This is a genomic window from Pseudomonas syringae CC1557 (assembly GCF_000452705.1).
Classification (GTDB): Bacteria; Pseudomonadota; Gammaproteobacteria; order Pseudomonadales; family Pseudomonadaceae; genus Aquipseudomonas; species Aquipseudomonas syringae_F.
Genome location: NZ_CP007014.1, coordinates 354,145 through 377,457, shown reverse-complemented (window position 1 = coordinate 377,457; position 23,313 = coordinate 354,145). Strand labels below are relative to the sequence as shown.

Sequence of the window (23,313 nt, the reverse complement as noted above, 5' to 3'; positions counted from 1 at the left end):
GCAGTCGTTCGGAGAGCGGGCTTCGAAAGCGCTTAGCTCACCGATTTCGCCAGTTGAAAGTCCATGTATTCGTAAGCGATCCGTTGCGCTTGCTCGGTGTCGAATGCATCGCCTGAAAGCGCGCCTCGCAGCCACAACCCGTCGATCAGGGCTGCCAGCCCGCGGGCGGCGTTGCGTGCCTGTTCCAGTGGCAAAACGCGACGGAACTGGCAGCACAGGTTCGAATACAAACGGTGATCGTTGATGCGCTGCAATCTGTGCAGAGCCGGGTGGTGCATGCTGGTCGCCCAGAAGGCCAGCCAGGTTTTCATGGCCGGGCCGCTGACCTGGCTGGCGTCGAAGTTGCCCTCGATGATCACTTGCAGGTGCGCCCTGGGGCTGTCATCGGTCAGCGCCTGTCGGCGCTCGCGGACGTTCTGGATCAGGGCGTTCATCAGGTGTCGCATCGTCGCGGCAATCAGGCCGTTCTTGTCCTGAAAGTAGTGACTGATGATGCCGTTGGAGACGCCTGCCAGTCGGGCAATCAAGGCAATGCTGGCATCGCCCATGCCGACCTGATCGACCGCAGTAAGCGTGGCCTGGATCAGCTGTTGGCGGCGGATGGGTTGCATACCGACCTTGGGCATTGGCGTGAATCTCCCGGTTGTCTGCAGTGATCGTTGTATCGAAATGACCGGACCAGTCTAAAGATTTTTTATTGAACGATCAATCAATAAAAAATCAGCGGCGAGTTTTCAGCGGCAAACGGCACGTTGAAAAGCGCTTGATAGAGGGGCTGATTGGGGTGCGGTACGGCGCAGATTTGGTGACGCGGAGCGTCACGCAAGACGTTCCCACGCGAGCGGAACAACGATGGTTCTGTAACTATCGTGCCGACGCTCTGCGTCGGTATGCAGTTCTGGGCGCTCTGCGTCCGCTCTTCAGTGCTGCAAGGGCTCAGTCCTGCAACACCACATCTGCCAGTTCATCGATTGCTTCCTGCCTCTCGCCCTGATTCGGCTTGGGATGCAGGTTGAGCGTCGACCACTGGGGGTGGGCACGGGCACGGGAGAGGGGCTCGGGGATTTTGCCTTTGCGCCAGGTCTTGTCCTGTGGCGTGGTCAATTCCATGCTGTGGATGGCGGCGTGACCTCTGACGCCCAGCGCCAGCAGCAAGTGCCCCTGCCGCAGGGCGAGCAGGCGCAGCACGGCATCGTCCACAGTCAGTTCCCTGCGCCCCATGAGCTTGCCCAGCAACCGTCCGCCGTAACTGCGCGCCGTCAACAGAGCACCGCCCGCAATCGCCCCGACCAGCGCCGCCGCGCCAAGCGTTACGCCACCGACCATCAGGTCGACCCCTGCCCCGGCCGCCGCGCCAGCGGCCACACCGCCACCAACGCGCACGCCCATCAACTTGAGGGTTTCCGGATTGAACAGATCATCGCCCCAACGGCCATCCATCAACGGCAAGTCGCTGGTAGACACATCGTCCTTGCGAAAGGAATGCAGCTTGAGCAGCGCCTCGACGCATTGCTGCTCACGCTGGCGAACAGCCTTGCGCAGCGCTTCCACCGCCTGCTGTTCCTGCTCCGGAGCGGTCTCGACGCTGCGCCGACAGGCCGCACAGTCAATCAACAGCTCGGCTATCAGGCGCGCCGCGCTGTGCTTTCTGGCCCGACGTTGTTGCTCCTGATCTTCAATCAAGCGCTCCAGCCGAGGCCGCGCGCTTTCCAAGAGCAATGCCAGACTTTCATACAGACGCCGGCCCCCGTCTTCGGGAGGTGCCACGCTGTCGAAACGCACCAGCGCATGCAGGCCCAGACGCGAAAGCGCTTCTCGCCACTCGGGCTCACGATGCTGACGCGTACTGACGAAATTCAGCACGGGCAACAATGGCTTGCCGCAACTGGCCAGCACTGCCAACTCATCGCGGTACTTGGCCAACACCGGTTCACGCGCATCGATTACATACAGCCCCGCATCCGAGTCGAGTAGCTGGCGCAGGACCTTGGCTTCCTGTTCGAAACGCTGTCGTGCTTCACTGCCCTCCAGAAAACGCGCCAAACGCGCCGGACCGTCCAGCCGTTCGCCAGGGCGATCCAGGCGATCCAGATAATCGAGCAGCGCAATGGCGTCTTCCAGACCGGGCGTGTCATACAGCTCGACCAGCGCCTGCCCATCCACAGAAAGGCGTGCGCCCTCTACATGACGTGTAGTGCTGGGGCGATGGGAGACCTCGCCAAAGCTCACGTCACCGGTCAATGTGCGCAGCAACGAGGTCTTGCCGACGTTGGTGTGACCGACCACGGCGAGCTTGATCGCACGAACGCCGTCTACTTCATTCATGACCTGTCTCCAGCCAGTTCAAGGGCGTGCTGTCGGTACGTGGAAGTTGTAACTGATCCAGCGCGACGTGCCAGTCATCCAGACGCTCCGGGTCGAGCGTCTGCCCGGCAGGCGCAGGCAGCAGCCAGATGCGGGTGGCTCCGGCGCAGCGTGCCAGTTCTGCGATCAACGCCAGGCTGCCACGGTCCGGCGAGCGACGCGGGTCGCAGGCGATCAGCATGCGTGCAGGCGGATAGTGAGTCAGTTGTTCGAGCAGCTTCTGGCGCGACTCGCGGCTGTCGAGAACACCGGCATTGGCGACACCCGAAGGCAACTGCGGAGGCCAGACCTGCTGATCATCCAGCTCGATCGCCACCAACAAGGCGCCGTTGCTTTCAACAGCCCCCAGGCCTGACTGCACCTGATGCAGCGCCGCAGGCTCGGCATCGTTGACGCCCAGACGCTCGCTGCTGGGCATCAGTCGTTCACGCAATTCAAGGTATTCAGGCAACTCAAGATCAAGCACCAGCGCGGCCCGCCCGCGCTTCCAGCGCCACAGGCAGAACACCGCCAGCACCAGACGCGGCAGGATGCCGTACACCAGCAACACACTCACCAGCCAGGCCGCCCAAGCCTGCCGCGCATTCTCGATACTCAGCGCGCCATTGCCGCTCGCGCGGATCATGGTTTCGTCCGGCACGCTGAAGCCCAGCCACGCCGGAAGGGTACTGAGGGTCTGAGTCAGGCTGACAAAGGTGTCGCTGCTCAGGATCGTGGTTTCCCAGACAAAGCCGTAGCGCCGGGTCGCCATCAGCATCAGCAGCACTACCAGCGCACTGAGCAACGCCAGCAGCCACAGACTGTGGACGACCAGCGCCAGCACCCAGCGATTCAGGCGTTTGCGTTGCAACAGCAGAACCAGCGCCGGCGCGAGTTGCGCTGCCTGAGCGTCGCGGGCGAGCTTTTCGCTCAGCCACAGCCACACACGGCCAAGCCCGCTATTACTGCGCCCGGCAGCGATCAAGCCCAGCGCCCAGCTCGCCAACATCACCAGGTTCAGCCCCAGCAGGCTGCCCAGCGCCCAGAACACGTTGACCGGTGTCTGTCCGTCCCCCATCGCGGCGAAGGCCAGCCCTGCCCCGCTGATGACGGCCAGCACGGCCATCGCCATCAATGCCAGACGCGCACCCTGCTTCCAGCGATGCAGCGCCGCAAGCATGCCGTCGCGTTCCGCCAGCCCAAGGGCGCGGTGCGTGATGCGGGCAGTCAGGTCACCTCCGGCGGCGCGGGCACGGCGGTTGGCTTCCTGGTCATCCAGCGCGCCAGCCTGCTGTTCACGCAGACGCACGGCTTCGGTCAGCCAGAGGGTATCGAGTGGGGTCAGTGCAGTCACACGGCGTCTCTTGATTGAATGCTGCGGTGAGCATAACCGCTGTCATCGGACTGAGCACGGCGCGTATCAGTTCATTCGCCCGCCCCGGGACCTCTGATATCCTCACACTCATGAAAACTCATCTCCCGCTCAGCCTGATTGCCGCCCTCGGTGAAAACCGAGTGATCGGCGTCGACAATTCCATGCCCTGGCATTTGCCGGGGGATTTCAAATATTTCAAGGCCACAACGCTCGGCAAGCCGATCATCATGGGTCGCAAGACCTGGGACTCGCTGGGCCGCCCCCTGCCCGGCCGCCTGAACCTGGTGGTCAGCCGTCAGACGGACCTGCAACTGGAAGGCGCGGAAGTCTTCTCTTCATTGGAGGCCGCCGTGGTACGCGCCGAACAATGGGCAAAGGAACAGGGCGTCGATGAAGTGATGCTGATCGGCGGCGCGCAACTGTATGCCCAAGGCCTGGCGCAGGCGGATCGTCTGTACCTGACGCGCGTGGCACTGAGCCCTGAGGGTGATGCGTGGTTTCCGGAATTCGATACGACGCAGTGGGCATTGGTATCGAACACCGAAAACGCCGCCGTCGATGACAAGCCTGCTTACAACTTCGAAGTCTGGGAACGCGTCTGATCAGCGTTTTTCGGCGCAACTGCGGCCGCTGAGGAAAAACTGCAACAAAAGTGTCGTTTTTGGTTTCGACTTCGCAAATAAAGGGGCAAACGACGTCTTTTGGCCTTTTTCGGGTCGCTGACGTACTTTTGCCTTCACAATAATTTGTTACGGTCTGCCCCTTCGTTTTTTCGACAAGGGGAAATTGCCTATGAAACTCGTGCCAAAACTGCTGGCTGCCGCCGTCTGCCTGGGGCTTGCCAGCCAGGCCATCGCGGCCACCGAACTGAAGCATTGGCCCGAGCCTGCCGCCAAAGCGCTCAATGCGATGATTGCGGCAAATGCCAACAAGGGCAATTACGCGGTCTTCGACATGGACAACACCAGCTACCGCTTCGATCTCGAAGAATCGCTGCTGCCGTACATGGAAAACAAAGGGCTGATTACCCGCGAAAAACTCGATCCCTCGCTGAAGCTGATCCCCTTCAAAGACACCGCCGAGCACAAGGAAAGCCTGTTCAGCTACTACTATCGTCTTTGCGAAATAGACGACATGGTCTGCTACCCGTGGGTTGCGCAAGTGTTTTCCGGCTTCACGCTTCAGGAACTGAAAGGCTACGTCGATGAGCTGATGGCTCTGAAAAAACCGATCCCGGCGACCTATTACGACGGCGACACCGTCAAGCAACTCAACGTCGAGCCGCCACGCGTGTTCACCGGGCAGACCGAGCTGTACAACAAGCTGATGGAAAACGGCATCGAGGTCTATGTGATGACCGCCGCGTCCGAAGAACTGGTGCGCATGGTCGCTGCCGATCCGAAGTATGGCTACAACGTCAAACCACAGAACGTGATCGGCGTGACCACGCTGCTCAAGGACCGCAAGACAGGCGAACTGACCACCGCACGCAAGCAGATCACCGCTGGCAAGTATGATCCGAAAAGCAACATGGGCCTGGAGTTGACGCCTTACCTGTGGACACCGGCAACCTGGATGGCCGGCAAGCAGGCCGCGATTCTGACCTACATCGATCAGTGGAAAAAACCGGTACTGGTTGGCGGCGACACCCCGACCAGCGACGGCTACATGCTGTTTCACAGCGTGGATGTCAGCAAGGGCGGCGTGCACTTGTGGATCAACCGCAAGGACAAGTACATGACTCAGCTCAACGGCATGATCAAGACCAACGCCGAAGCCCAGGCCAAAGAGAAGTTGCCGGTGACCGCAGACAAGAACTGGGTGATCGTAAAGCCGGACGAGATTCAGTAAGCGGCGGGATATGCTTCGTGTTGCAGGATCGTGCCCAAATGAGTGGGCACGATCAGCACATTCAATCGACTTTCTCGAACTTCAGGTCCCAGACACCGTGGCCGAGTTTTTCACCACGGCGTTCGAACTTGGTGATCGGCCGTTCCGCAGGCCGCGGCACGTACTGGTTGTCTTCGGCCTGATTGCGATAGCCAGGCGCCACGCTCATCACTTCCAGCATGTATTCCGCGTAAGGGCCCCAATCGGTGGCCATATGGAACACCCCGCCAACCTTCAGCTTGCTGCGCACCAGTGCGGCGAACTCGGGCTGCACGATACGGCGCTTGTGGTGACGGCTCTTGTGCCACGGGTCCGGGAAGAACAGCATCAGTCGATCAAGGCTGTTATCGGCAATGCAGCGGTTCAGCACTTCGATGGCGTCGCAATCGTAGACGCGCACGTTGGTCAGCCCTTGGGTCAGCACACCATTGAGCAGCGCGCCCACGCCCGGGTAATGCACTTCAACGCCGATGAAATCCTGTTCGGGGGCAGCCGCTGCCATTTCCAGCAGCGAGTGGCCCATACCGAAACCGATTTCCAGTGTGCGTGGCGCAGAGCGGCCGAACACCTGATCGAAGTCCACCGGCGCGTCAGTCAACTCCAGGCCGAACAGCGGGCGGCCCTGATCCAGACCACGCTGCTGGCCTTCGGTCATGCGACCGGCACGCATCACGAAACTCTTGATGCGGCGGTGCGGGCGCTCTTCGCCTTCTTCGGTAGCAGGCGACTCTGGGTGCGGAACGTGCGAATCAGTCATCAACGGGCTCTTACTTGATCAGGCCATCCAGCGGCGAAGATGCGCTGGCATAGAGTTTTCGTGGCATGCGCCCGGCGAGGTACGCCAGACGACCGGCAATTACAGCGTGCTTCATGGCTTCAGCCATCATGACCGGTTGTTGAGCATGGGCGATGGCCGAGTTCATCAGTACCGCCTCACAACCCAGCTCCATCGCAATGGTGGCGTCGGACGCAGTGCCGACCCCGGCATCGACCAGCACCGGTACTTTTGTTTCTTCCAGAATGATCTGCAGGTTGTACGGATTGCAGATGCCCAGACCGCTGCCAATCAGACCGGCCAGCGGCATGATCGCGATGCAGCCGATTCCAGCCAGTTGGCGGGCGATGATCGGGTCATCGCTGGTGTAGACCATGACGTCGAAACCGTCCTTGACCAGTATCTCGGCGGCCTTGAGGGTTTCGATGACATTCGGGAACAGGGTTTTCTGATCCGCCAGCACTTCCAGCTTGACCAGATTGCGCCCGTCGAGCAGTTCACGAGACAGGCGGCAGGTGCGCACGGCCTCGACCGCATCGAAGCAGCCAGCGGTGTTCGGCAAAATGGTGTAACGGTCCGGCGGCAGCACGTCGAGCAGATTCGGCTCGCCCGGGTTCTGGCCCAGGTTGGTGCGGCGCACGGCAACGGTGACGATTTCAGCACCGGAGGCTTCGATGGCCAGACGGGTCTGCTCCATGTCGATGTACTTGCCGGTGCCCACCAGCAGGCGTGACTCGAAAGTCCGGCCGGCCAGGACGAAAGGCTTGTCGCTGCGAACATTGCTCATCGGGAATCCTCTTTGACGTGCAGATTGGGGTTGGGGGCAGTGCGAGTGCGAACTAGCCGCCACCGATGGCATGCACCACTTCGACCTGATCGCCTTCGCGCAGAGCCGTTGCTGCATGCTGGCTGCGCGGCACGATATCCAGGTTCAGCTCCACCGCAACCCGGCGTCCGGCAAGGTCCAGGCGGGTCAATAACGCCGCGACGGTCTCGCCATCGGGCAATTCAAAGGGTTCACCGTTCAACTGAATGTGCATGCGAGAGCAGCCATCATTTTAGGGGGCCAGCATTCTAGCCCGATCAGCCGGTATGACCAAGGCAAAGCCACGCCATTCGTCTCAAGCGCGACGTGTCGCTCAAGCGGCCATCAATCAGCAGAACCCAGCCTCCAGGCCGCCAGCCCCAGCATCGACCAGCCAAACAGAAACGCCAGACCACCGAACGGCGTGATGATGCCCAGCTTGCTGATACCCGTCAGCGTCAGCGCGTACAGGCTGCCGGAGAACAGCAGAATGCCGATGGCGAACGAGAACCCGGCCCAGGTGACAAGACGTCCGGGGACCTGCGTTGCCAGTATTGCCACACCGAGCAAGGCCAGCGCGTGGACCAGTTGATAAAGCACACCGGTATGAAAAACAGCCAGATACTCGGCGCTCAGGCGTTCTTTCAGGCCGTGAGCCGCAAACGCACCCAATGCCACGCCGGTAAAACCGAAGAAGGCGGCCAACATCAAAAAGCTACGCAGCATCAGGAACTCCAGGGAAAAATCGTCGAAAGGCGCACGGTCTGTATAATGGCCCGCTCAACGGGTTCGGCCAAGCCATCTCTTATGCTGCAAATTATTCTTCGTCGCATCGTCAAAGCCCTGCTGTGGTTCGCCGCGGGCAGCGTTCTTGTGGTTCTGGTCCTGCGCTGGGTACCGCCACCGGGCTCGGCGTTGATGGTCGAACGCAAGGTCGAATCGTGGTTTGACGGCGAGCCCATCGACCTGCAACGCGACTGGGAACCGTGGGACAAGATCTCTGACAACCTGAAAATTGCGGTGATTGCCGGCGAAGATCAGAAATTTGCCGAGCACTGGGGGTTTGATGTCGATGCGATTCAGGCGGCGATTCTGCATAACGAGCAAGGCGGCTCGATCCGTGGCGCCAGCACCCTGAGCCAGCAGGTGTCGAAAAACCTGTTTTTGTGGTCGGGCCGCAGCTACTTGCGTAAAGGGCTTGAAGCCTGGTTCACGATGCTCATCGAACTGCTGTGGTCCAAGGAACGCATCCTTGAGGTGTACCTGAACAGCGTCGAATGGGATGAAGGCGTTTTCGGCGCGCAGGCTGCCGCGCAGCATCACTTCCGCACCAACGCCAGCGCCCTGTCGGTCCAACAAGCCAGCTACCTCGCCGCCGTCCTGCCCAACCCCCGCCAATGGAGCGCCAGCCACCCCAGCAGCTACGTCTCGCGCCGCGCTGGCTGGATTCGCCAGCAGATGCGTCAATTGGGTGGCAATGATTATCTGCAGGGATTGAACAGCAGTCGTCGGTGGTGATGTTTGCGCTCCGTTTCAATGTGAACGAGGGGCTTTTGCAGGAGCGAACTTGTTCGCGAAGGCATCGTTTTGAACGCCAAATCTTCTGCGACTGCTAGAGCTCTTTCGCGAACAAGTTCGCTCCTGCACTCATTACTTACGCAGTTCGTGACGCGCTGCATCACAAAGAGGACGCGGAGCGTCCAGAACGGCATGCCGACGCAGAGCGTCGCACGATAGCTGATAGCCATACCCGCAAACAAAAACGCCCCGATCATCTCGGGGCGTTTTTCGTTGCCGGGTAGCCTTACGCAGCTATCGACGTCTTGAGCTTGTTCATCGCGCTTTTTTCCAGCTGGCGAATACGCTCGGCGGAGACGTTGTACTTCTGCGCCAGGTCGTGCAGCGTGGCTTTTTCTTCTGCCAGCCAGCGCTGGTAGAGGATGTCGCGGCTGCGCTCATCCAGTACGTCCAGCGCCTGATGCAGATTGGCGGTGGAGTTGTCAGTCCAGTCAGAATCTTCCAGTTGACGCGCCGGGTCGTACCGGTGGTCTTCCAGATAATTGGCTGGCGACTGGAACGCGCTGTCGTCATCCGCTTCGGCTGCCGGGTCGAAGGCCATGTCATGGCCCGTCAAACGGCTTTCCATTTCGCGAACTTCACGCGGTTCTACGCCCAGGCTTTCAGCCACGCGATGTACTTCATCGTTGTTCAGCCAGGCAAGACGCTTCTTCTGGCTGCGCAGGTTGAAGAACAGCTTGCGCTGCGCCTTGGTGGTGGCGACCTTGACGATGCGCCAGTTGCGCAGGATGAACTCGTGAATCTCGGCCTTGATCCAGTGCACTGCAAAGGAAACCAGACGCACGCCCATTTCCGGATTGAAGCGCTTCACGGCCTTCATAAGGCCGACGTTGCCTTCCTGGATCAGGTCAGCCTGAGCCAGACCGTAACCCGAATAACTGCGAGCGATGTGCACAACAAAGCGCAGGTGGGCGAGGACCATTTGTCGGGCCGCGTCCAGATCCTGCTCATAGTAGAGACTCTCAGCCAGTTCACGCTCCCGCTCGGGCGTCAGCAAGGGAATGCTGTTGACCGTCTGCACATAGGCCTCAAGGTTCGCACCCGGGACTAAAGCATAAGCAGGTTGCAAAGAAGTGGTCATACGAAAAAACCTCCAGCGCACATGTGATGTGCAGTTCAGCACTAGCCAGATTGACCCGGAACCGCTAACCAAGTTCCTTGATTTTCAGAAGCCAATCTGGTGAAACAATATTGATGCTCTATCGGGGCGCCAGCTCACGCAGGTGACGGGCGACCGCAATCCAGGCACCGATATACCCTAACAGAACCGCTCCAAGCAAGAGCGAAAAACCATCGGCCATCGGTACACCTGCCAGCGAGAAGTCGCTGCCATACAGACCTGCCAGCCCGACAACCGCACCATTCAGCCAGTCCAGACCATACGCCAGTACGCCCCATGACAGGATCCCTGCCCCGAAACCATACAGCGCGCCCATATAAAGAAAGGGCCTGCGCACGTAGCTGTCTGTACCGCCTACCAGCTTGATGACTTCGATTTCGGTGCGGCGGTTTTCGATGTGCAGACGTATCGTGTTACCAATCACCAACAGCAAAGCCGATACCAGCAGAACCGTCAAGCCGAAGACGAATCGATCGCCCAGTTTAAGGATCGCTGCCAGCCTTTCAACCCAGAGCAGGTCCAGTTGCGCCTGCTGTACCTTCGGCAGCCCAGCAAGCCGGGTACGCAAGGCCTCCAGCGCAGGCTTGTCAACTTCATCCGGTGTTACCAGCACCACGCCCGGGAGCGGGTTTTCCGGCAGTTCCTTGAGCGCCTCGCCCAGACCGGACTGCTGCTGGAACTCTTTCAGTGCCTGATCGCTGCTGATGTACTCGGCATCGGCCACGCCGGGCATCGCTTTGATCTCGTCACGCATTCGCGTGCCGTCAGCAGAGCTGGCATCCAGGTTGAGGTAGATGGATATCTGCGCAGCACGCTGCCATGAACCGCCAAGACGCTCGACATTGCTCAGCAGTAATGACAGGCCCATTGGCAGGCTCAGGGCAATCGCCATGACCAGACAGGTAAAGAAACTGCCGATAGGCTGTTTGCCCAGACGACGCAGGCTGTCTACCAGACTGGAGCGATGGCTTTCCAGCCAGGCCGACAGCAACATGCTGAAGTCCGGGCCGTCATCATCGTGGTCGTGACGCTGTTTGTTCTTTTTCGGCGGCAACGGGTCAGCCGCCTTGGGCGCGACGCGTTCCGACACCTTGGGGCTACGTGTAGCACTCATACCCCAGCCTCCCCGTCACCGATCAGGCGTCCGCGTTGCAGGGTCAGCATGCGATGGCGCATGCGGGCAATCAACGCCAGGTCGTGACTGGCGATCAGCACGCTGGTCCCCAGTCGGTTGATGTCTTCAAAAACGCCCATGATTTCCGCGGCCAGGCGTGGATCGAGGTTACCGGTCGGTTCATCGGCCAGCAGCAGTGCTGGACGATGAACGATGGCGCGGGCAATGCCGACACGCTGCTGCTGACCTGTAGACAGGTCGCCGGGGTACAGATCGGACTTGTCCGACAGCGCCACGCGCTCAAGTGCCGAATCGACGCGCTTGGCAATCTCGGGCTTGGACAGGCCAAGGATCTGCAACGGCAACGCAATGTTGTTGAACACCGTGCGGTCGAACAGCAATTGGTGATTCTGGAACACTACGCCGATCTGGCGGCGCAGGAACGGGATCTGCGCATTGCTGATCTGCCCGAGATCCTGGCCTGCCAGCATCAGCTTGCCGGTTGTCGGGCGCTCCATGGCCAGCAACAGGCGCAGCAGCGTGCTTTTGCCAGCACCGGAGTGACCGGTGACAAACAGAAACTCGCCGCGACGTACTCGAAAGCTCAGTTCATGCAACCCGACGTGTCCATTCGGATAGCGCTTACCGACCTGCTCGAATCGAATCATGGACGCTCCCGCTCCGCAAACAGAGCCTGAACAAAGGGTTCGGCTTCGAAGGTCCGCAGATCGTCGATCCCTTCTCCTACACCGATATAACGAATAGGCAGCCCGAACTGCTTGGCCAGAGCGAAAATCACACCGCCCTTGGCCGTGCCATCCAGCTTGGTGAGTGCCAGCCCGGTCAATGTAACGGTCTGGTTGAATTGCTTGGCCTGATTGATCGCGTTTTGACCAGTGCCTGCATCAAGCACCAGCAGCACTTCATGAGGAGCATCGGCGTCCAGTTTGCCGATAACGCGGCGCACCTTCTTCAATTCCTCCATCAGGTTGTCCTTGGTGTGCAGACGACCGGCCGTGTCAGCGATCAATACGTCAATGCCACGCGCCTTGGCAGCCTGAACGGCATCGAAGATGACCGAAGCCGAGTCGGCGCCAGTGTGCTGGGCAATCACCGGAATATGGTTACGCTCGCCCCACACCTGCAATTGCTCGACAGCGGCGGCGCGGAACGTATCGCCAGCAGCCAGCATGACTTTCTTGCCTTCCAGCTGCAGCTTCTTGGCCAGCTTGCCGATGGTCGTGGTCTTGCCCGCGCCGTTGACGCCCACCACCAGAATCACGAACGGCTTCTGTTCAGCCTTGATCACCAATGGCTGCTCGACAGGCTTGAGCATCGCGGCCAGTTCACCCTGCAACGAGGTGTACAACGCCTGAGCGTCGGTCAACTGCTTACGGGCGACTTTCTGGGTCAGGCTCTGAATAATGACCGAAGTAGCCTCGACACCGACATCTGCCGTCAACAGACGGGTTTCGATTTCTTCCAGCAGGTCATCATCGATAGCTTTCTTGCCCAGAAACAGACTGGCCATGCCTTCGCCAATACTGGCGCTGGTTTTCGACAGCCCTTGCTTGAGGCGGGCAAAGAAGCCGACCTTGGCGCTTTCAGGCTCTTGTACCGGAGCAGGAACGGGCGCGGGAACAGGAGTGGTTTCCTGAACAGGCGGCACGACCAAAGCTGCCAATGCTGCTGGCTGGGCGAGTTCTGGCTGAGCGGCTTCCGGTGTGGCAACGCTGATCGGCGTAATGTCGGCTACAGGCTCGGCAATGACTGGCTCGGCCTCGACCGGTTCAGCTACTTGCGGCTCAGGGCTTTTGTAAAAATGGCTCTGCTCCGGGATTACCGGTGTGACATGCGGCGCACGGTCATCACTCAGCGCTACCGGCTCTTCCGCTACCGGCAAGGTCAGCCATGGCTGCGGCGACGGCGCACCCGGCTCGACCTGAGTTTGCGGCGCAGGAGCGGCAGATTCGGCCATGGCCTCCGGCACTGACTGCGAGGCAACAGGAGATTCAACCTGCGGCGTCGTTTCGACAATCGGGTCAGGCTGCGTCGGGGTCGATTCGGGTGGCGTTGGCTCGGCTTCCTGCGGCTTCTTGCGCAGCCATCCGAACAGGCCTTTCTTCTCTCCAGCCGCAGCTGGGGTCTTCTTGTCGTCGTTGGAACCAAACATGGAGGACGGCTATCTCAAGGTTGCGGGACGCCAGAGGGCGACCCGGAAAAATTCTGACATGCAAAACAGACTGCGTTTAGGACTTCTTGTTCACTCAACGGTCGCTTGTGCAGCTACCTTTACCTGCGTTTCAGACAGGTTTCACTCGCAATCGGCCAGTGAAGGCTGTCTCTGAAGCAAACGGATCAGTATCCTAACACCCCCGCGCCCGCCGACGCTAAGTTCACGCGGGCCGTCCTACAGGTTCGAACTACGAATGAATGCTCTAGCCCGCCGCGCCGCAGGCCTGCTGCTCAGCACAGTTTGTCTGCCTTTGACTGCATTGGCTGCTGACCCGCAACCGACCCACGAATTTACCCTCGACAATGGCCTGAAGGTCGTTGTCCGTGAAGATCACCGCGCTCCCGTGGTGGTTTCCCAGATCTGGTACAAGGTCGGCTCCAGCTACGAGACGCCGGGCCAGACCGGTCTGTCCCACGCGCTTGAACACATGATGTTCAAAGGCAGCAGCAAGACCGGGCCGGGAGAATCCTCGCTGATTCTGCGCGATCTGGGCGCCGAAGAAAACGCCTTCACCAGCGATGACTACACCGCCTACTATCAGGTGCTGGCCCGTGACCGCCTGAGCGTGGCGCTGGAGCTGGAAGCCGATCGCATGGCGACGCTGAAACTGCCGCCTGACGAATTCAGTCGCGAGATCGAAGTCATCAAGGAAGAACGCCGCCTGCGCACCGATGACAAGCCGATGGGCAAGGCGTTCGAACGCTTCAAGGCGATGGCCTACCCGGCCAGCGGCTATCACACGCCAACCATTGGCTGGATGGCAGACCTGGAACGCATGAAAGTCGAAGAACTGCGCCACTGGTACGAATCCTGGTACACCCCGAACAACGCCACACTGGTGGTGGTCGGTGACGTGCAGCCGGATGAGGTCAAGGCGCTGGCAGAGCGCTTCTTCGGGCCGATCCCGCGTCGCGACGTGCCGCCTTCGAAAAAACCGCTTGAGCTGGCCGAACCCGGCGAGCGCAAGATTACCCTGCACGTCAAAACCCAGTTACCGAGCCTGATTTACGGCTTCAACGTGCCAAGCGTCGCCACTGCTGAAGATCCACGTTCGGCCAACGCCCTGCGCCTGATCGCTGCCCTGCTCGACGGTGGCTACAGCGCGCGCATTCCGGCACGACTGGAACGTGGCGAAGAGCTGGTCTCTGGCGCCTCCTCGCGCTACGACGCCTTTGCCCGCGGTGACAGCCTGTTCATGATCAGCGCCACGCCGAACACACAAAAGAAGAAGACACTGGCCGATGTCGAAGCCGGAATCTGGCGCCTGCTTAATGACCTGAAAACCAAGGCACCGTCCGCAGAAGAGCTAGAGCGTGTAAGGGCTCAAGTCATCGCCGGAGTGGTGTACGAGCGTGATTCGATCACCAGCCAGGCGACCATGATCGGCGAGCTGGAAACCGTCGGCCTGTCCTGGAAGCTGATGGACAACGAACTTGAGGCGCTGCAAAGCGTGACGCCGCAGGACATTCAGAAAGCTGCCAATACCTATTTCACCCGTGAGCGCCTCAGCGTTGCGCACGTTTTGCCTGAGGAGAAAGCCAAATGATCAAGCGCAACGCTTCACGTCATGCGCTGCTCGGCCTGATCCTGGCCGGTTCACTCGGTGCCTTTGTCGCCCAGCCGGTGCTGGCCGATAACGCCGCTGTTACCGAGCCAACCCAGGCCGCTCAAACCACACCGGCACTGGGCAGTAACCTGCAAACCCTCAAGGAACTGGACGGCAAGGCACCGGCCCGCCGCGCGCTGAACATCCAGACCTGGAAGACCGCCGAAGGCGCCAAGGTCCTGTTCGTCGAGTCGCGCGAGCTGCCGATGTTCGACATGCGCCTGATCTTTGCCGCTGGCAGCAGCCAGGACCAGAAATCACCGGGTATCGCCCTGCTCACCAACGCCATGCTCAATGAAGGCGTGAAAGGCAAGGATGTCAGCGCCATTGCTCAGGGTTTCGAAGGCCTGGGCGCGGACTTCGGCAACGGTTCCTACCGCGACATGGCCGTTGCCTCGCTGCGCAGCCTTAGCGCGGTCGACAAGCGTGATCCGGCCTTGAAGCTGTTCGGCGAGGTGGTGGGCAAGCCCACCTTCCCTGCCGACTCGCTGACGCGCATCAAGAACCAGTTGATCGACAGCCTCGAAAGCCAGAAGCAGAGCCCGGCCGCTATCGGCACCAATGAGCTGTTCAAGCGCCTGTACGGTGATCATCCCTATGCTCACCCGAGCGAAGGTGATGTCAAGAGCATCAATGCCATTACGCTTGCTCAGCTCAAGGCCTTCCACGCCAAGGGTTATGCAGCTGGCAATGCGGTGATCGCCCTGGTCGGCGACCTGTCCCGTGACGAGGCGCAAGCCATTGCAGCCCAGGTTTCCGCCTCGCTGCCAAAAGGCCCGGCGCTGGCCAAGGTCCCCGTTCCGGTCGAACCCAAGGCCGGTCCGACGCACATCGAGTTTGCTTCTAATCAGACCCACCTGATGCTTGCGCAACTGGGCATCGACCGTAACGACCCGGATTACGCTGCACTGACCGTTGGTAACTCGGTACTCGGCGGTGGCGGTTTTGGCAGCCGACTGATGACCGAGGTGCGTGAAAAACGCGGCCTGACCTATGGCGTATCGTCCGGCTTTACCGCCATGCAGGTGGCAGGCCCATTCATGATCGGCCTGCAAACCCGTGCCGAGATGAGTGAAAACACGCTCAAACTGGTGCAGGACATCGTCCGCGACTTTCTTGCCAACGGTCCGACTCAGAAAGAGCTCGATGACGTGAAGCGCGAACTGACTGGCAGCTTCCCGCTCACCGCCGCCAGTAACTCGGCAATCGTCGGCCAGTTGGGTGCCATCGGCTTCTACGACCTGCCGCTGACGTACCTGGAAGACTACATGGCCGCCGCCCAGAGCGTGACGGTCGAACAGGTCAAGGCGGCGATGAGCAAGCATTTGAGTGCCGACAAGATGGTCATCGTCACGGTCGGCCCGACTGTCGAGCAGAAGCCATTGCCTGCACCGACCGACACACCCACCCGCCAACCTGTAGGGGTCCCGGAACACTGATGGCCAATCCACGTCCGAAGGGCCATAACGGCCTGGGTCAGCTTCGCATCATCGGGGGAGAATGGGGCAGCCGCCGCCTGACGTTCCCGGACGCCCCCGGCCTGCGCCCGACGCCGGATCGCGTGCGCGAAACCCTGTTCAACTGGCTCGCGCCTTACATTGCCGGCGCCAGGGTACTGGACGTCTTCACCGGCAGCGGCGCGCTGTTTTTCGAGGCCCTGTCGCGGGGTGCCAGCATGGGCCTGGCGCTGGACAGCAACGCCGCTGCCATCGCCAGCCTGCGCCAGAACCTCAACGCCCTGAACTGCACCAGTGGCCAGGTTTCCCAGACCGACGCCCTGCGCCACCTGGAAACATCCGTGGCAACGCCTTTCGACCTGGTCTTCCTCGACCCGCCCTTCCATCAGGGCTTGCTGGCATCCGCCTGCAACCTGCTGGAAACCCGTGGCTGGCTGGCCGACAACGCCTGGGTCTATACCGAGAGCGAGACACCACCGTCGACCCTCGGCCTGCCCGGCAGCTGGCGCCTGCATCGCGAGAAGAAGGCGGGGCAGGTTTACTACGCGTTGTGGCAGCGGGGGTAATAAACGTTCACGGACGTCTAATGATACGTCCGTGAACATTGGCTGCGCCGGAGACCAGACAGCCTGTCAAACGCTTCTATTTACCGTTAATTCGAGCCCTGGGACCCTGCTGACCTCACTCACTACAAAGCCTATCAATCCGTATGGCTTTAAAGCCATATCCAGCTTGAGCTTCAGACGAGCCGCCAAACGACCATAGTCTCTCGACGACCACGCTAAAAGCAGCACTATCACCAAACTATGACCCTCTTTGGCCGGTGGCGTAAAAGCAGATAACTCGCCATCATTTTCCCTGTGTGCCACCACAACAGAAACCAAAGTATCTCGAAACTTCTGCATCACCTCGTCAATAATAAACAGCTTCCGACGCTGCACGTTTACTTCTCTGGCAAACGACTGCGTATCAAGCCACCCTTTGGTCAGGGTGACAGAGGCGGGAATCGCACCTGACATTCTCGGCAGGTTGTCTGGCTCATAACCAAGGCAGTCCTTGATTTCTATCCACCAATGGCGATTTTCCCGGGTGGCCAGAATATCCATACCTTTAAGACTTCGCTTCATGCGCTCGCTATACCAGACAGTCTCATCGAACTTGATGACCTTCCAGTCATCACCAAATGAGAAAGTCAGTTTTCCCTCAACAACATCAACCATTGGCAATGTGCAACTCACGATCGTACTGAGCAAGTTCCTCATCCAGCATGACCAATTTTGAAAGACCGTCTAAAGCATCCACTTGCTCGACCGAGACGCCCTCGACACCCTCCTCTCTTTTAAGCCCCCAGTACTGGAGTGGAAAAGGTTTTTGTCTCGAGAGCAGATCGAGCTCTTTGAGTAAAAAGAAGCTATGGGTCGCAATGAATATCTGCACGCCCTGACTTGCCAGTTCATGTATGACGTTGGCAACCAGGCGGATCAGACGAGGATTGAGATTCGCTTCCGGCTCGTCCCAGAAAAGATACCCCTTGTCGAGAACAGAGCCTGTGGCAATCAGACGGGCAAGCATTGCCAGCTTCCTCAGCCCTTCAGCGACCAGAGGCATCTCCATGGAGCCCTTGCCTGGCATATTCAGGTAAAAGCGACCGCTGTTGTCCAGAACCACTTTGCCACCCAAGGCTTGCTCAATTGGCTGCAATATCTGAGCTGCCCATTTTTCCCGAGGCCCTTTTAGGGTGGGCGAACCGAGATGCAGGCATGTATCACGCCACGTCTCCTCAAATTCAAGATAATGCCCTTCATAAACAGAGACAAAACCAGGATATATCGTCAACAGTTCACGAGTCGGCAGATAAAGCGGGCTCTGCTTGTCCCACTTTTCCGGGAGCTTTTCTATCTGAACGTCTGTTTTGGCACTGGTCGCAAAACTGACAGCTGTGTCCAGAGCTATGTCGTCAAAGGCCAATGAAACTTCGCATCTGTCACGGCCTTGCTTGCGACGTGCAAGCCTGCCAACCGACTCAGGCCTGAATACGCCTGTGAGTTTCTCAGCATAGGCTTTCTGCAGGTAAGTCTTGGTGGGCTCAGCCAAGCTCGCTTTTTTCGCTGCCTCAGCGCTTGTAGCAATCAGCGCATAAGCAATTTTAAGTAAATGGGTTTTACCCATTCCGTTCTCCCCGACGATGACATTGAGGCCGGGGCTACAAATGAGGTTCAGCTCTCGGAAAACCGTGAGATTTTTAACGCTCAGTGTCTTGAGCATCAGAGGTTTCCTTATGCGTAAATTCAGAAAGCGAACAGTATCGCTTGACCGGCCTGATGTGTAGCACTCTATGCGCTGTAATCGCCTGCTTTATGGCCTTATTTGTCAAAGAGTCATGTCGCGCAAATATTAGAGATTCGTCCTACACCGCACCTCTTGGCCAGACACTTCCATCAAAGCCACATTGCCAGACTCTCTTACGTTCCACCTCGTCCGCAGCACTGCACTAGAGTCCGCCCCACGGAAATGTTCAACCCTCCCCATCCGGACGGGCTCCTGTTTGAAGAGGTGATTCCGGGTTTGCAGACCACCGGCACCGAGTTCGCCAGCCACTTGGGTTTTGCAAGAGAAACGCTATCGAGAATTCTGCATGGACATGCACCTGTGAGCCCCGATCCGGCAGTCAGGCGTTGGCGGGCAGCTATCAGCAGCGCGCGTCTGTAGCTGGGTATTCAGGCGGACTATGACCTGTGGCAAGCCGAACATCACTAGCAGCCGCCGATTGATCCATATGTCAGGGCCACCCCAAACTAATGCCGAGACAGCCCAAATGGATTGTCATAACACTCGCATTCGCCCCACTTACATCCCGGCCCACTTAATGGCACCGTATGGCATCAGCCCTTGAATTGATCGTTGAGCAAGAACGTGCCTACACACCTCTCCTTCCTGTCCCATGCAAACCCGTTCACGCCAGCTATCGGGATGAGCAACCCGCATCTGCAAACCCTGTGGGGGCCGCTATTGCGCAAGCCAACGCTGCTGGCGCGTACTCGCGAGCGGTTGTGGCTGAAGGACGGAGACTTTCTGGACATGGACTGGCATGGTCCTGACACGACCGATGCGCCGCTGGTGCTGGTGTTGCATGGCCTGACTGGATCGTCAAACTCGCCGTACGTCGCGGGGCTGCAAAAGGCGATGGCAGCACGGGGCTGGGCCAGCGTTGCATTGAACTGGAGGGGCTGCTCGGGCGAACCGAACCTGCTGTCACGCAGTTACCACTCAGGGGCGAGCGAGGATTTGGCTGAAGTGATTGCTCACTTGAAAGCCAAGCGTCCGCTGGCCCCGCTTTACGCCGCCGGGTATTCACTGGGCGGCAATGTACTGCTCAAATACCTGGGTGAAGCGGGCAAGAACAGCGATCTGCTGGGTGCCGTTGCTGTGTCAGTGCCGTTTCGGCTCGATGAATGCGCAAACCGCATTGGCCAGGGCTTTTCCAGGGTCTATCAGCGACACTTCATGCGCGCAATGCTCACCTACGTCCGCGACAAACAGCAGCGTTTTCAGCATGAGGGGCTGACCGAGGGGCTCGCCGAACTCGCGGCCCTTGGCTCGCTGGAGAACATGCGCACGTTCTGGGACTTCGACGGCCGGGTCACCGCGCCACTGCACGGCTTCGCCGATGCCACGGATTATTACCGCAGAGCGTCCAGTCGTTACTATCTGGGGCAGATCGAGACGCCCACGCTGATTATTCAGTCCACTGACGACCCGTTCGTCTTCCCCCACAGCCTGCCCGAACCAAGCGAGCTGTCGCCCTGCACGGAATTCGAATTGCACGCCAAAGGCGGGCATGTCGGCTTCGTCGAGGGCTCGCTGCGTAATCCAGCCTACTACCTCGAACGGCGCATTCCGCTATGGCTAAGCGCTGCCCACGAGCGTGACGCCCGCAACAGCAACTGACAGGTCAATCGCTGCCGGTCGCAACTTCTCGTGACGGGTCGGTGATCCACTCACTCCACGAACCCGCATACAGGGTCCCGAGCGGATACCCGGCCAGGCACAGGGCAAACAGGTTGAGGCAGGCTGTTACGCCCGATCCGCAATAGGCCACCAGACTCTCCGGCGGCCGACCTTGCAATTTTTCGGCAAACCGCTGCCTGAGCCGTTCAGGCGGCAGAAACAGCCCGTCGGGTCCGAGATTGTCACTGCAAGGCGCACACTGCGCGCCGGGGATATGCCCGGCAACAGGGTCCAGGGGTTCTACGTCACCGCGAAAACGGGCTTCGGCGCGGGCGTCGATCAGGGTCATTTCCGGACGTCCGAGACGCCCCTGCAACCGAGTTGCGCTCAGCAACAGGGACATGTCCGGCTCAGCGCTGAAATGACCGGGTGTATGGCTCGGCGCGTCAAGGCTCAGCGGCAGTCCGGCCGCGTGCCAGGCCTTCAAGCCACCGTCGAGCAGATACACTCCCTCGCGCTTGCCCATCCAGGCCAGTAACCACCAGGCACGCGCAGCGAACATTGCGGGGCCGTCGTCATAGAGCACGATATCGCTGTCAGCGTTGATACCCCACGCTTGAAAGCACTGCAGCAAGGCGTCGGGGTCTGGCAACGGATGGCGCCCGGTCTTGCCCTTGATAGCTGGCCCGCTAAGGTCGCGCTTCAGATCGGCAAAGGACGCCCCTTCGATATGCCCCTGAGCGTAACTGCGCTGACCGTAATCAGAGTCTTCCAGTGCAAAACGGCAATCCAGAATCACCAGCCCCGGGCTTTTCTGGCGATCGGCCAGTTGCTGCGGGCTGATCAGTTGCGCGATAGACATGACACACTCCCGAGACAGAAAACCTCATAATCAGGCCGCTCAGCGACCCATCAATTCATTCCAGAATCTTCGACAGCGGCGCGTGAAACGTTGCGCACAAGGCGTCGAACGCCTCGCGGGCCTCAGGCGCGACGCAGCTGGATTCGAGCATAAGCACCTGATAGACCCCGCGTCGAATGGCTTCTTCGTTCACGTGTGTGGAATTCTCCCGATTCGTACACAGAAAACGCACCCATGACGTCAGAACGATCCAGGTGTTGAGGCTGGTCCACTCGATCTGCGCCTCATCCATTTTCAAGATGCCCGCATTGATGAAACCGCGGTAGATGGTCATCGCCTGCATCAGACAGCGATACGAAAAGCGTCGATAGCGCGCTGCCAGTTCGGCATCCGATGTCAGCAGATGCTCAAGATCACGATGCAGAAAACGGTAGCGCCACATGGCATCAATGATCGCCAGAAAATAATCGCGCTTGTCTTCTATGGTGGGCGGACGATCGGCGGGCAGGGTCAGAAAGCTGCCTATCAATCCCTCGTATTCGCGGAACAGCTCGGCAATGATCACCTGCTTGTTGGCGAAGTGGTAATAGAGGTTCCCTGGCGAGATTTGCATGTGTGCCGCGATATGATTAGTGGTCACGCTACGCTCACCCTGCTGATTGAACAGCTCCAGGCTGGTTTGCACGATTCGCTCACGGGTTTTGGTACGGGGTGCCATGCTGGGCCGGGCCTCTCTTCTGAGGAGATGGTGGCGATATTAGCGCAAGCGTTTGTGCAACGGGATAGGCCAGCAGTAGCAAATCGACATAGCGCCGCCCCTGCAAATTGATCAGGGGCGGCGCGGATTAATATCAAAATCTCAGATACCCCCATAATCAGGGCATTTGGCGCGAAACATGGCCGATAATCGGCGCAATAAGACCTTCAGTGCATACCGGGCAGCTTGGCCCGTCGGGAAGGCTGCGATACCATCCGAGTCCCACAACGGACTCCGACCAGGACGACGCGATGAACCGAGTGTTGTACCCAGGCACCTTCGACCCTATTACCAAGGGCCATGGAGATCTGGTCGAACGTGCCTCGCGCCTGTTCGACCAAGTGGTCATTGCGGTTGCCGCCAGCCCGAAGAAAAACCCGTTGTTCCCGCTGGAACAACGCGTCGAGCTGGCCCGAGAGGTCACCAGGCACTTGCCCAACGTGGAAGTCGTCGGTTTCTCCACGCTGCTCGCACATTTTGCCAAGGAGCAGAACGCCAACGTCTTCTTGCGCGGCCTTCGTGCAGTGTCGGACTTCGAATACGAGTTTCAGCTGGCCAACATGAACCGGCAATTGGCACCGGACGTCGAAAGTCTATTTCTTACGCCGTCAGAGCGCTACTCGTTCATTTCCTCGACGTTAGTGCGTGAAATCGCAGCGTTGGGCGGAGATATCACCAAGTTTGTCCATCCCGCCGTTGCCGATGCGCTGACCGAGCGCTTCAAACGCTGATCACTGGCACTGCAAGTCAAGGTGCATCCTGAGGCCTAATGCGGCACAATTCGCCGCATTGGTTTTCATGTGCCCCGGCGTCGGCCGCGGCAGGAGCAATTCATGTCCCTTATCATCACTGACGATTGCATCAACTGCGACGTCTGCGAACCCGAGTGCCCGAACGAGGCGATTTCACAAGGCGAAGAGATCTACGTGATCAACCCGAACCTGTGTACCGAATGCGTGGGCCATTACGACGAGCCGCAATGCCAGCAGGTTTGCCCGGTCGACTGCATCCCGCTGGACGAAAATCACGTCGAAAGCAAAGAGCAACTGATGGACAAGTACCGGATCATCACCAGCAAGGTCTGATCCTTTACTGCTGCTTACCGTATCCATCGCCAGTGCAACCCAGACAGCGCACAAATGCTGCCTTGCCCGGATCGACCACCAGTGCCTTGCCCGTGGCCCCTAGATTGCCGCCTGCCGCTGCAAAAGGCGAAGCAATCACAAATAGCCCAGTGCCGATAATGGTCGCCGCGATCAACAACGGCCGCGCAATCAGCAGGTCGCCGATCATGGCGTAGGCCGGTGGATTCTGGATGGCATAGACCGGATCACCGCTGCCTTCGGTGACATCGCCCGCAATGGCGGGCATCGCCTGCAAGCCTATGAACAGCGCCAGCGTGGCAGCGAAAATACGAAACAGGCTCATGGCTTGGTCCTTCAGGCGT

The 23,313-nt window shown here is 59.4% G+C and carries 25 protein-coding genes and 1 pseudogene; 10 read left to right on the top strand and 16 right to left on the bottom strand.

The genetic code is table 11. The features are described 5' to 3' along the window. Positions 1–32: 32 nt before the first annotated feature. The 3 genes from betI to N018_RS01760 all read right to left on the bottom strand — a co-directional run bounded on the left by betI (position 33) and on the right by N018_RS01760 (position 3,697). The gene (gene betI / locus N018_RS01770; protein WP_024643500.1) at positions 33–626 is read right to left on the bottom strand and encodes a transcriptional regulator BetI; all 594 of its coding nucleotides are present in this window, start codon (positions 624–626) and stop codon (positions 33–35) included. A 310-nt stretch (positions 627–936) separates the two neighbouring features. After that, positions 937–2,325, bottom strand: a complete 1,389-nt coding sequence (locus N018_RS01765; protein ID WP_025388699.1) for a GTPase/DUF3482 domain-containing protein — start codon at positions 2,323–2,325, stop codon at positions 937–939. Continuing rightward, positions 2,318–3,697 carry a DUF2868 domain-containing protein gene (locus tag N018_RS01760; protein WP_025388698.1) on the bottom strand — a complete coding sequence of 460 codons (1,380 nt, stop codon included), beginning with the start codon at positions 3,695–3,697 and terminating at the stop codon, positions 2,318–2,320. The genes N018_RS01765 and N018_RS01760 overlap by 8 nt, the downstream gene beginning before the upstream one ends. A gap of 110 nt (positions 3,698–3,807) precedes the next feature. Between N018_RS01760 and N018_RS01755 the strand changes: the two genes are divergently transcribed. Both N018_RS01755 and N018_RS01750 read left to right on the top strand, forming a co-directional pair. Further along, complete coding sequence (locus N018_RS01755) at positions 3,808–4,320, top strand: dihydrofolate reductase (RefSeq protein ID WP_024645181.1); 513 nt, start codon at positions 3,808–3,810, stop codon at positions 4,318–4,320. A 190-nt stretch (positions 4,321–4,510) separates the two neighbouring features. After that, positions 4,511–5,569, top strand: a complete 1,059-nt coding sequence (locus N018_RS01750; protein WP_024645180.1) for a hypothetical protein — start codon at positions 4,511–4,513, stop codon at positions 5,567–5,569. 61 nt (positions 5,570–5,630) lie between these two features. On the opposite strand, the gene trmB is transcribed toward N018_RS01750, so the two are convergent. From trmB to N018_RS01730, 4 genes are all read right to left on the bottom strand, one after another. Beyond that, positions 5,631–6,278, bottom strand: a complete 648-nt coding sequence (gene trmB / locus N018_RS01745; protein ID WP_229631596.1) for a tRNA (guanosine(46)-N7)-methyltransferase TrmB — start codon at positions 6,276–6,278, stop codon at positions 5,631–5,633. A gap of 97 nt (positions 6,279–6,375) precedes the next feature. Further along, positions 6,376–7,170, bottom strand: a complete 795-nt coding sequence (locus N018_RS01740; protein WP_024645178.1) for a thiazole synthase — start codon at positions 7,168–7,170, stop codon at positions 6,376–6,378. A 52-nt stretch (positions 7,171–7,222) separates the two neighbouring features. Beyond that, positions 7,223–7,423, bottom strand: a complete 201-nt coding sequence (thiS, locus tag N018_RS01735) for a sulfur carrier protein ThiS (RefSeq protein ID WP_024645177.1) — start codon at positions 7,421–7,423, stop codon at positions 7,223–7,225. Positions 7,424–7,533: 110 nt separating this feature from the next. Then, positions 7,534–7,914 carry a DUF423 domain-containing protein gene (locus N018_RS01730; protein ID WP_024645176.1) on the bottom strand — a complete coding sequence of 127 codons (381 nt, stop codon included), beginning with the start codon at positions 7,912–7,914 and terminating at the stop codon, positions 7,534–7,536. An 81-nt stretch (positions 7,915–7,995) separates the two neighbouring features. Between N018_RS01730 and mtgA the strand changes: the two genes are divergently transcribed. Then, complete coding sequence (gene mtgA, locus N018_RS01725) at positions 7,996–8,706, top strand: monofunctional biosynthetic peptidoglycan transglycosylase (RefSeq protein WP_024645175.1); 711 nt, start codon at positions 7,996–7,998, stop codon at positions 8,704–8,706. Between the two features lie 286 nt (positions 8,707–8,992). On the opposite strand, the gene rpoH is transcribed toward mtgA, so the two are convergent. From rpoH to ftsY, 4 genes are all read right to left on the bottom strand, one after another. Further along, on the bottom strand, positions 8,993–9,847 hold the full coding sequence (gene rpoH / locus N018_RS01720) for an RNA polymerase sigma factor RpoH (RefSeq protein ID WP_003402233.1): 855 nt from the start codon (positions 9,845–9,847) through the stop codon (positions 8,993–8,995). 118 nt (positions 9,848–9,965) lie between these two features. Next, positions 9,966–11,000: a permease-like cell division protein FtsX gene (gene ftsX / locus N018_RS01715; protein ID WP_024645174.1), complete on the bottom strand. Its 1,035-nt coding sequence runs from the start codon at positions 10,998–11,000 to the stop codon at positions 9,966–9,968. Further along, positions 10,997–11,668, bottom strand: coding sequence for a cell division ATP-binding protein FtsE (gene ftsE, locus N018_RS01710; protein WP_003379871.1), 672 nt, complete (start codon positions 11,666–11,668; stop codon positions 10,997–10,999). The genes ftsX and ftsE overlap by 4 nt, the downstream gene beginning before the upstream one ends. Continuing rightward, complete coding sequence (gene ftsY / locus N018_RS01705; RefSeq protein ID WP_025388697.1) at positions 11,665–13,173, bottom strand: signal recognition particle-docking protein FtsY; 1,509 nt, start codon at positions 13,171–13,173, stop codon at positions 11,665–11,667. Before ftsY ends, ftsE begins: the two co-directional genes overlap by 4 nt. Positions 13,174–13,429: 256 nt before the next feature. On the opposite strand from ftsY, the gene N018_RS01700 reads away from it, so the two are divergent. From N018_RS01700 to rsmD, 3 genes are read left to right on the top strand one after another with little or no spacing between them, the layout of a single operon-like run. Beyond that, the gene (locus tag N018_RS01700) at positions 13,430–14,782 is read left to right on the top strand and encodes a M16 family metallopeptidase (RefSeq protein WP_024645172.1); all 1,353 of its coding nucleotides are present in this window, start codon (positions 13,430–13,432) and stop codon (positions 14,780–14,782) included. Continuing rightward, positions 14,779–16,281 (top strand): M16 family metallopeptidase, encoded by a 1,503-nt coding sequence (locus tag N018_RS01695; protein WP_025388696.1) that lies wholly within the window; start codon positions 14,779–14,781, stop codon positions 16,279–16,281. The genes N018_RS01700 and N018_RS01695 overlap by 4 nt, the downstream gene beginning before the upstream one ends. Next, positions 16,281–16,865 (top strand): 16S rRNA (guanine(966)-N(2))-methyltransferase RsmD, encoded by a 585-nt coding sequence (gene rsmD, locus N018_RS01690; RefSeq protein ID WP_024645170.1) that lies wholly within the window; start codon positions 16,281–16,283, stop codon positions 16,863–16,865. The genes N018_RS01695 and rsmD overlap by 1 nt, the downstream gene beginning before the upstream one ends. A gap of 66 nt (positions 16,866–16,931) precedes the next feature. Here the strand turns inward: rsmD and N018_RS01685 are convergent, their stop codons facing one another. Both N018_RS01685 and N018_RS01680 read right to left on the bottom strand, forming a co-directional pair. After that, positions 16,932–17,552: a hypothetical protein gene (locus tag N018_RS01685; protein ID WP_195757164.1), complete on the bottom strand. Its 621-nt coding sequence runs from the start codon at positions 17,550–17,552 to the stop codon at positions 16,932–16,934. After that, on the bottom strand, positions 17,512–18,564 hold the full coding sequence (locus N018_RS01680) for an AAA family ATPase (RefSeq protein ID WP_025388694.1): 1,053 nt from the start codon (positions 18,562–18,564) through the stop codon (positions 17,512–17,514). Before N018_RS01680 ends, N018_RS01685 begins: the two co-directional genes overlap by 41 nt. A 246-nt stretch (positions 18,565–18,810) precedes the next feature. Here N018_RS01680 and N018_RS25950 point away from each other — a divergent pair. After that, positions 18,811–19,056, top strand: a pseudogene (locus N018_RS25950) (HigA family addiction module antitoxin). 144 nt (positions 19,057–19,200) lie between these two features. Next, entirely contained in the window at positions 19,201–20,247 is a 1,047-nt protein-coding gene (locus N018_RS01675) for a hydrolase (protein WP_418903461.1), read from the top strand. 4 nt (positions 20,248–20,251) lie between these two features. On the opposite strand, the gene N018_RS01670 is transcribed toward N018_RS01675, so the two are convergent. Both N018_RS01670 and N018_RS01665 read right to left on the bottom strand, forming a co-directional pair. After that, complete coding sequence (locus N018_RS01670; protein WP_025388692.1) at positions 20,252–21,109, bottom strand: sulfurtransferase; 858 nt, start codon at positions 21,107–21,109, stop codon at positions 20,252–20,254. 55 nt (positions 21,110–21,164) lie between these two features. Continuing rightward, on the bottom strand, positions 21,165–21,827 hold the full coding sequence (locus N018_RS01665) for a TetR/AcrR family transcriptional regulator (RefSeq protein WP_025388691.1): 663 nt from the start codon (positions 21,825–21,827) through the stop codon (positions 21,165–21,167). 290 nt (positions 21,828–22,117) lie between these two features. Between N018_RS01665 and coaD the strand changes: the two genes are divergently transcribed. Both coaD and N018_RS01655 read left to right on the top strand, forming a co-directional pair. Then, complete coding sequence (gene coaD / locus N018_RS01660) at positions 22,118–22,597, top strand: pantetheine-phosphate adenylyltransferase (protein WP_024646639.1); 480 nt, start codon at positions 22,118–22,120, stop codon at positions 22,595–22,597. Positions 22,598–22,699: 102 nt separating this feature from the next. Next, the gene (locus tag N018_RS01655) at positions 22,700–22,951 is read left to right on the top strand and encodes a YfhL family 4Fe-4S dicluster ferredoxin (protein ID WP_002555640.1); all 252 of its coding nucleotides are present in this window, start codon (positions 22,700–22,702) and stop codon (positions 22,949–22,951) included. Between the two features lie 4 nt (positions 22,952–22,955). On the opposite strand, the gene N018_RS01650 is transcribed toward N018_RS01655, so the two are convergent. Beyond that, on the bottom strand, positions 22,956–23,294 hold the full coding sequence (locus N018_RS01650; RefSeq protein ID WP_024646640.1) for a hypothetical protein: 339 nt from the start codon (positions 23,292–23,294) through the stop codon (positions 22,956–22,958). Positions 23,295–23,313 lie beyond the last annotated feature (19 nt).

Bases quoted from the DNA above. Each gene is read 5' to 3' on its own strand.
- betI (WP_024643500.1), bottom strand. From the start codon at position 626: ATGCCCAAGGTCGGTATGCAACCCATCCGCCGCCAACAGCTGATCCAG.
- N018_RS01765 (WP_025388699.1), bottom strand. From the start codon at position 2,325: ATGAATGAAGTAGACGGCGTTCGTGCGATCAAGCTCGCCGTGGTCGGT.
- N018_RS01755 (WP_024645181.1), top strand. From the start codon at position 3,808: ATGAAAACTCATCTCCCGCTCAGCCTGATTGCCGCCCTCGGTGAAAAC.
- N018_RS01750 (WP_024645180.1), top strand. From the start codon at position 4,511: ATGAAACTCGTGCCAAAACTGCTGGCTGCCGCCGTCTGCCTGGGGCTT.
- trmB (WP_229631596.1), bottom strand. From the start codon at position 6,278: ATGCGTGCCGGTCGCATGACCGAAGGCCAGCAGCGTGGTCTGGATCAG.
- N018_RS01740 (WP_024645178.1), bottom strand. From the start codon at position 7,170: ATGAGCAATGTTCGCAGCGACAAGCCTTTCGTCCTGGCCGGCCGGACT.
- thiS (WP_024645177.1), bottom strand. From the start codon at position 7,423: ATGCACATTCAGTTGAACGGTGAACCCTTTGAATTGCCCGATGGCGAG.
- N018_RS01730 (WP_024645176.1), bottom strand. From the start codon at position 7,914: ATGCTGCGTAGCTTTTTGATGTTGGCCGCCTTCTTCGGTTTTACCGGC.
- mtgA (WP_024645175.1), top strand. From the start codon at position 7,996: ATGCTGCAAATTATTCTTCGTCGCATCGTCAAAGCCCTGCTGTGGTTC.
- rpoH (WP_003402233.1), bottom strand. From the start codon at position 9,847: ATGACCACTTCTTTGCAACCTGCTTATGCTTTAGTCCCGGGTGCGAAC.
- ftsX (WP_024645174.1), bottom strand. From the start codon at position 11,000: ATGAGTGCTACACGTAGCCCCAAGGTGTCGGAACGCGTCGCGCCCAAG.
- ftsE (WP_003379871.1), bottom strand. From the start codon at position 11,668: ATGATTCGATTCGAGCAGGTCGGTAAGCGCTATCCGAATGGACACGTC.
- ftsY (WP_025388697.1), bottom strand. From the start codon at position 13,173: ATGTTTGGTTCCAACGACGACAAGAAGACCCCAGCTGCGGCTGGAGAG.
- N018_RS01700 (WP_024645172.1), top strand. From the start codon at position 13,430: ATGAATGCTCTAGCCCGCCGCGCCGCAGGCCTGCTGCTCAGCACAGTT.
- N018_RS01695 (WP_025388696.1), top strand. From the start codon at position 14,779: ATGATCAAGCGCAACGCTTCACGTCATGCGCTGCTCGGCCTGATCCTG.
- rsmD (WP_024645170.1), top strand. From the start codon at position 16,281: ATGGCCAATCCACGTCCGAAGGGCCATAACGGCCTGGGTCAGCTTCGC.
- N018_RS01680 (WP_025388694.1), bottom strand. From the start codon at position 18,564: ATGCTCAAGACACTGAGCGTTAAAAATCTCACGGTTTTCCGAGAGCTG.
- N018_RS01670 (WP_025388692.1), bottom strand. From the start codon at position 21,109: ATGTCTATCGCGCAACTGATCAGCCCGCAGCAACTGGCCGATCGCCAG.
- N018_RS01665 (WP_025388691.1), bottom strand. From the start codon at position 21,827: ATGGCACCCCGTACCAAAACCCGTGAGCGAATCGTGCAAACCAGCCTG.
- coaD (WP_024646639.1), top strand. From the start codon at position 22,118: ATGAACCGAGTGTTGTACCCAGGCACCTTCGACCCTATTACCAAGGGC.
- N018_RS01655 (WP_002555640.1), top strand. From the start codon at position 22,700: ATGTCCCTTATCATCACTGACGATTGCATCAACTGCGACGTCTGCGAA.
- N018_RS01650 (WP_024646640.1), bottom strand. From the start codon at position 23,294: ATGAGCCTGTTTCGTATTTTCGCTGCCACGCTGGCGCTGTTCATAGGC.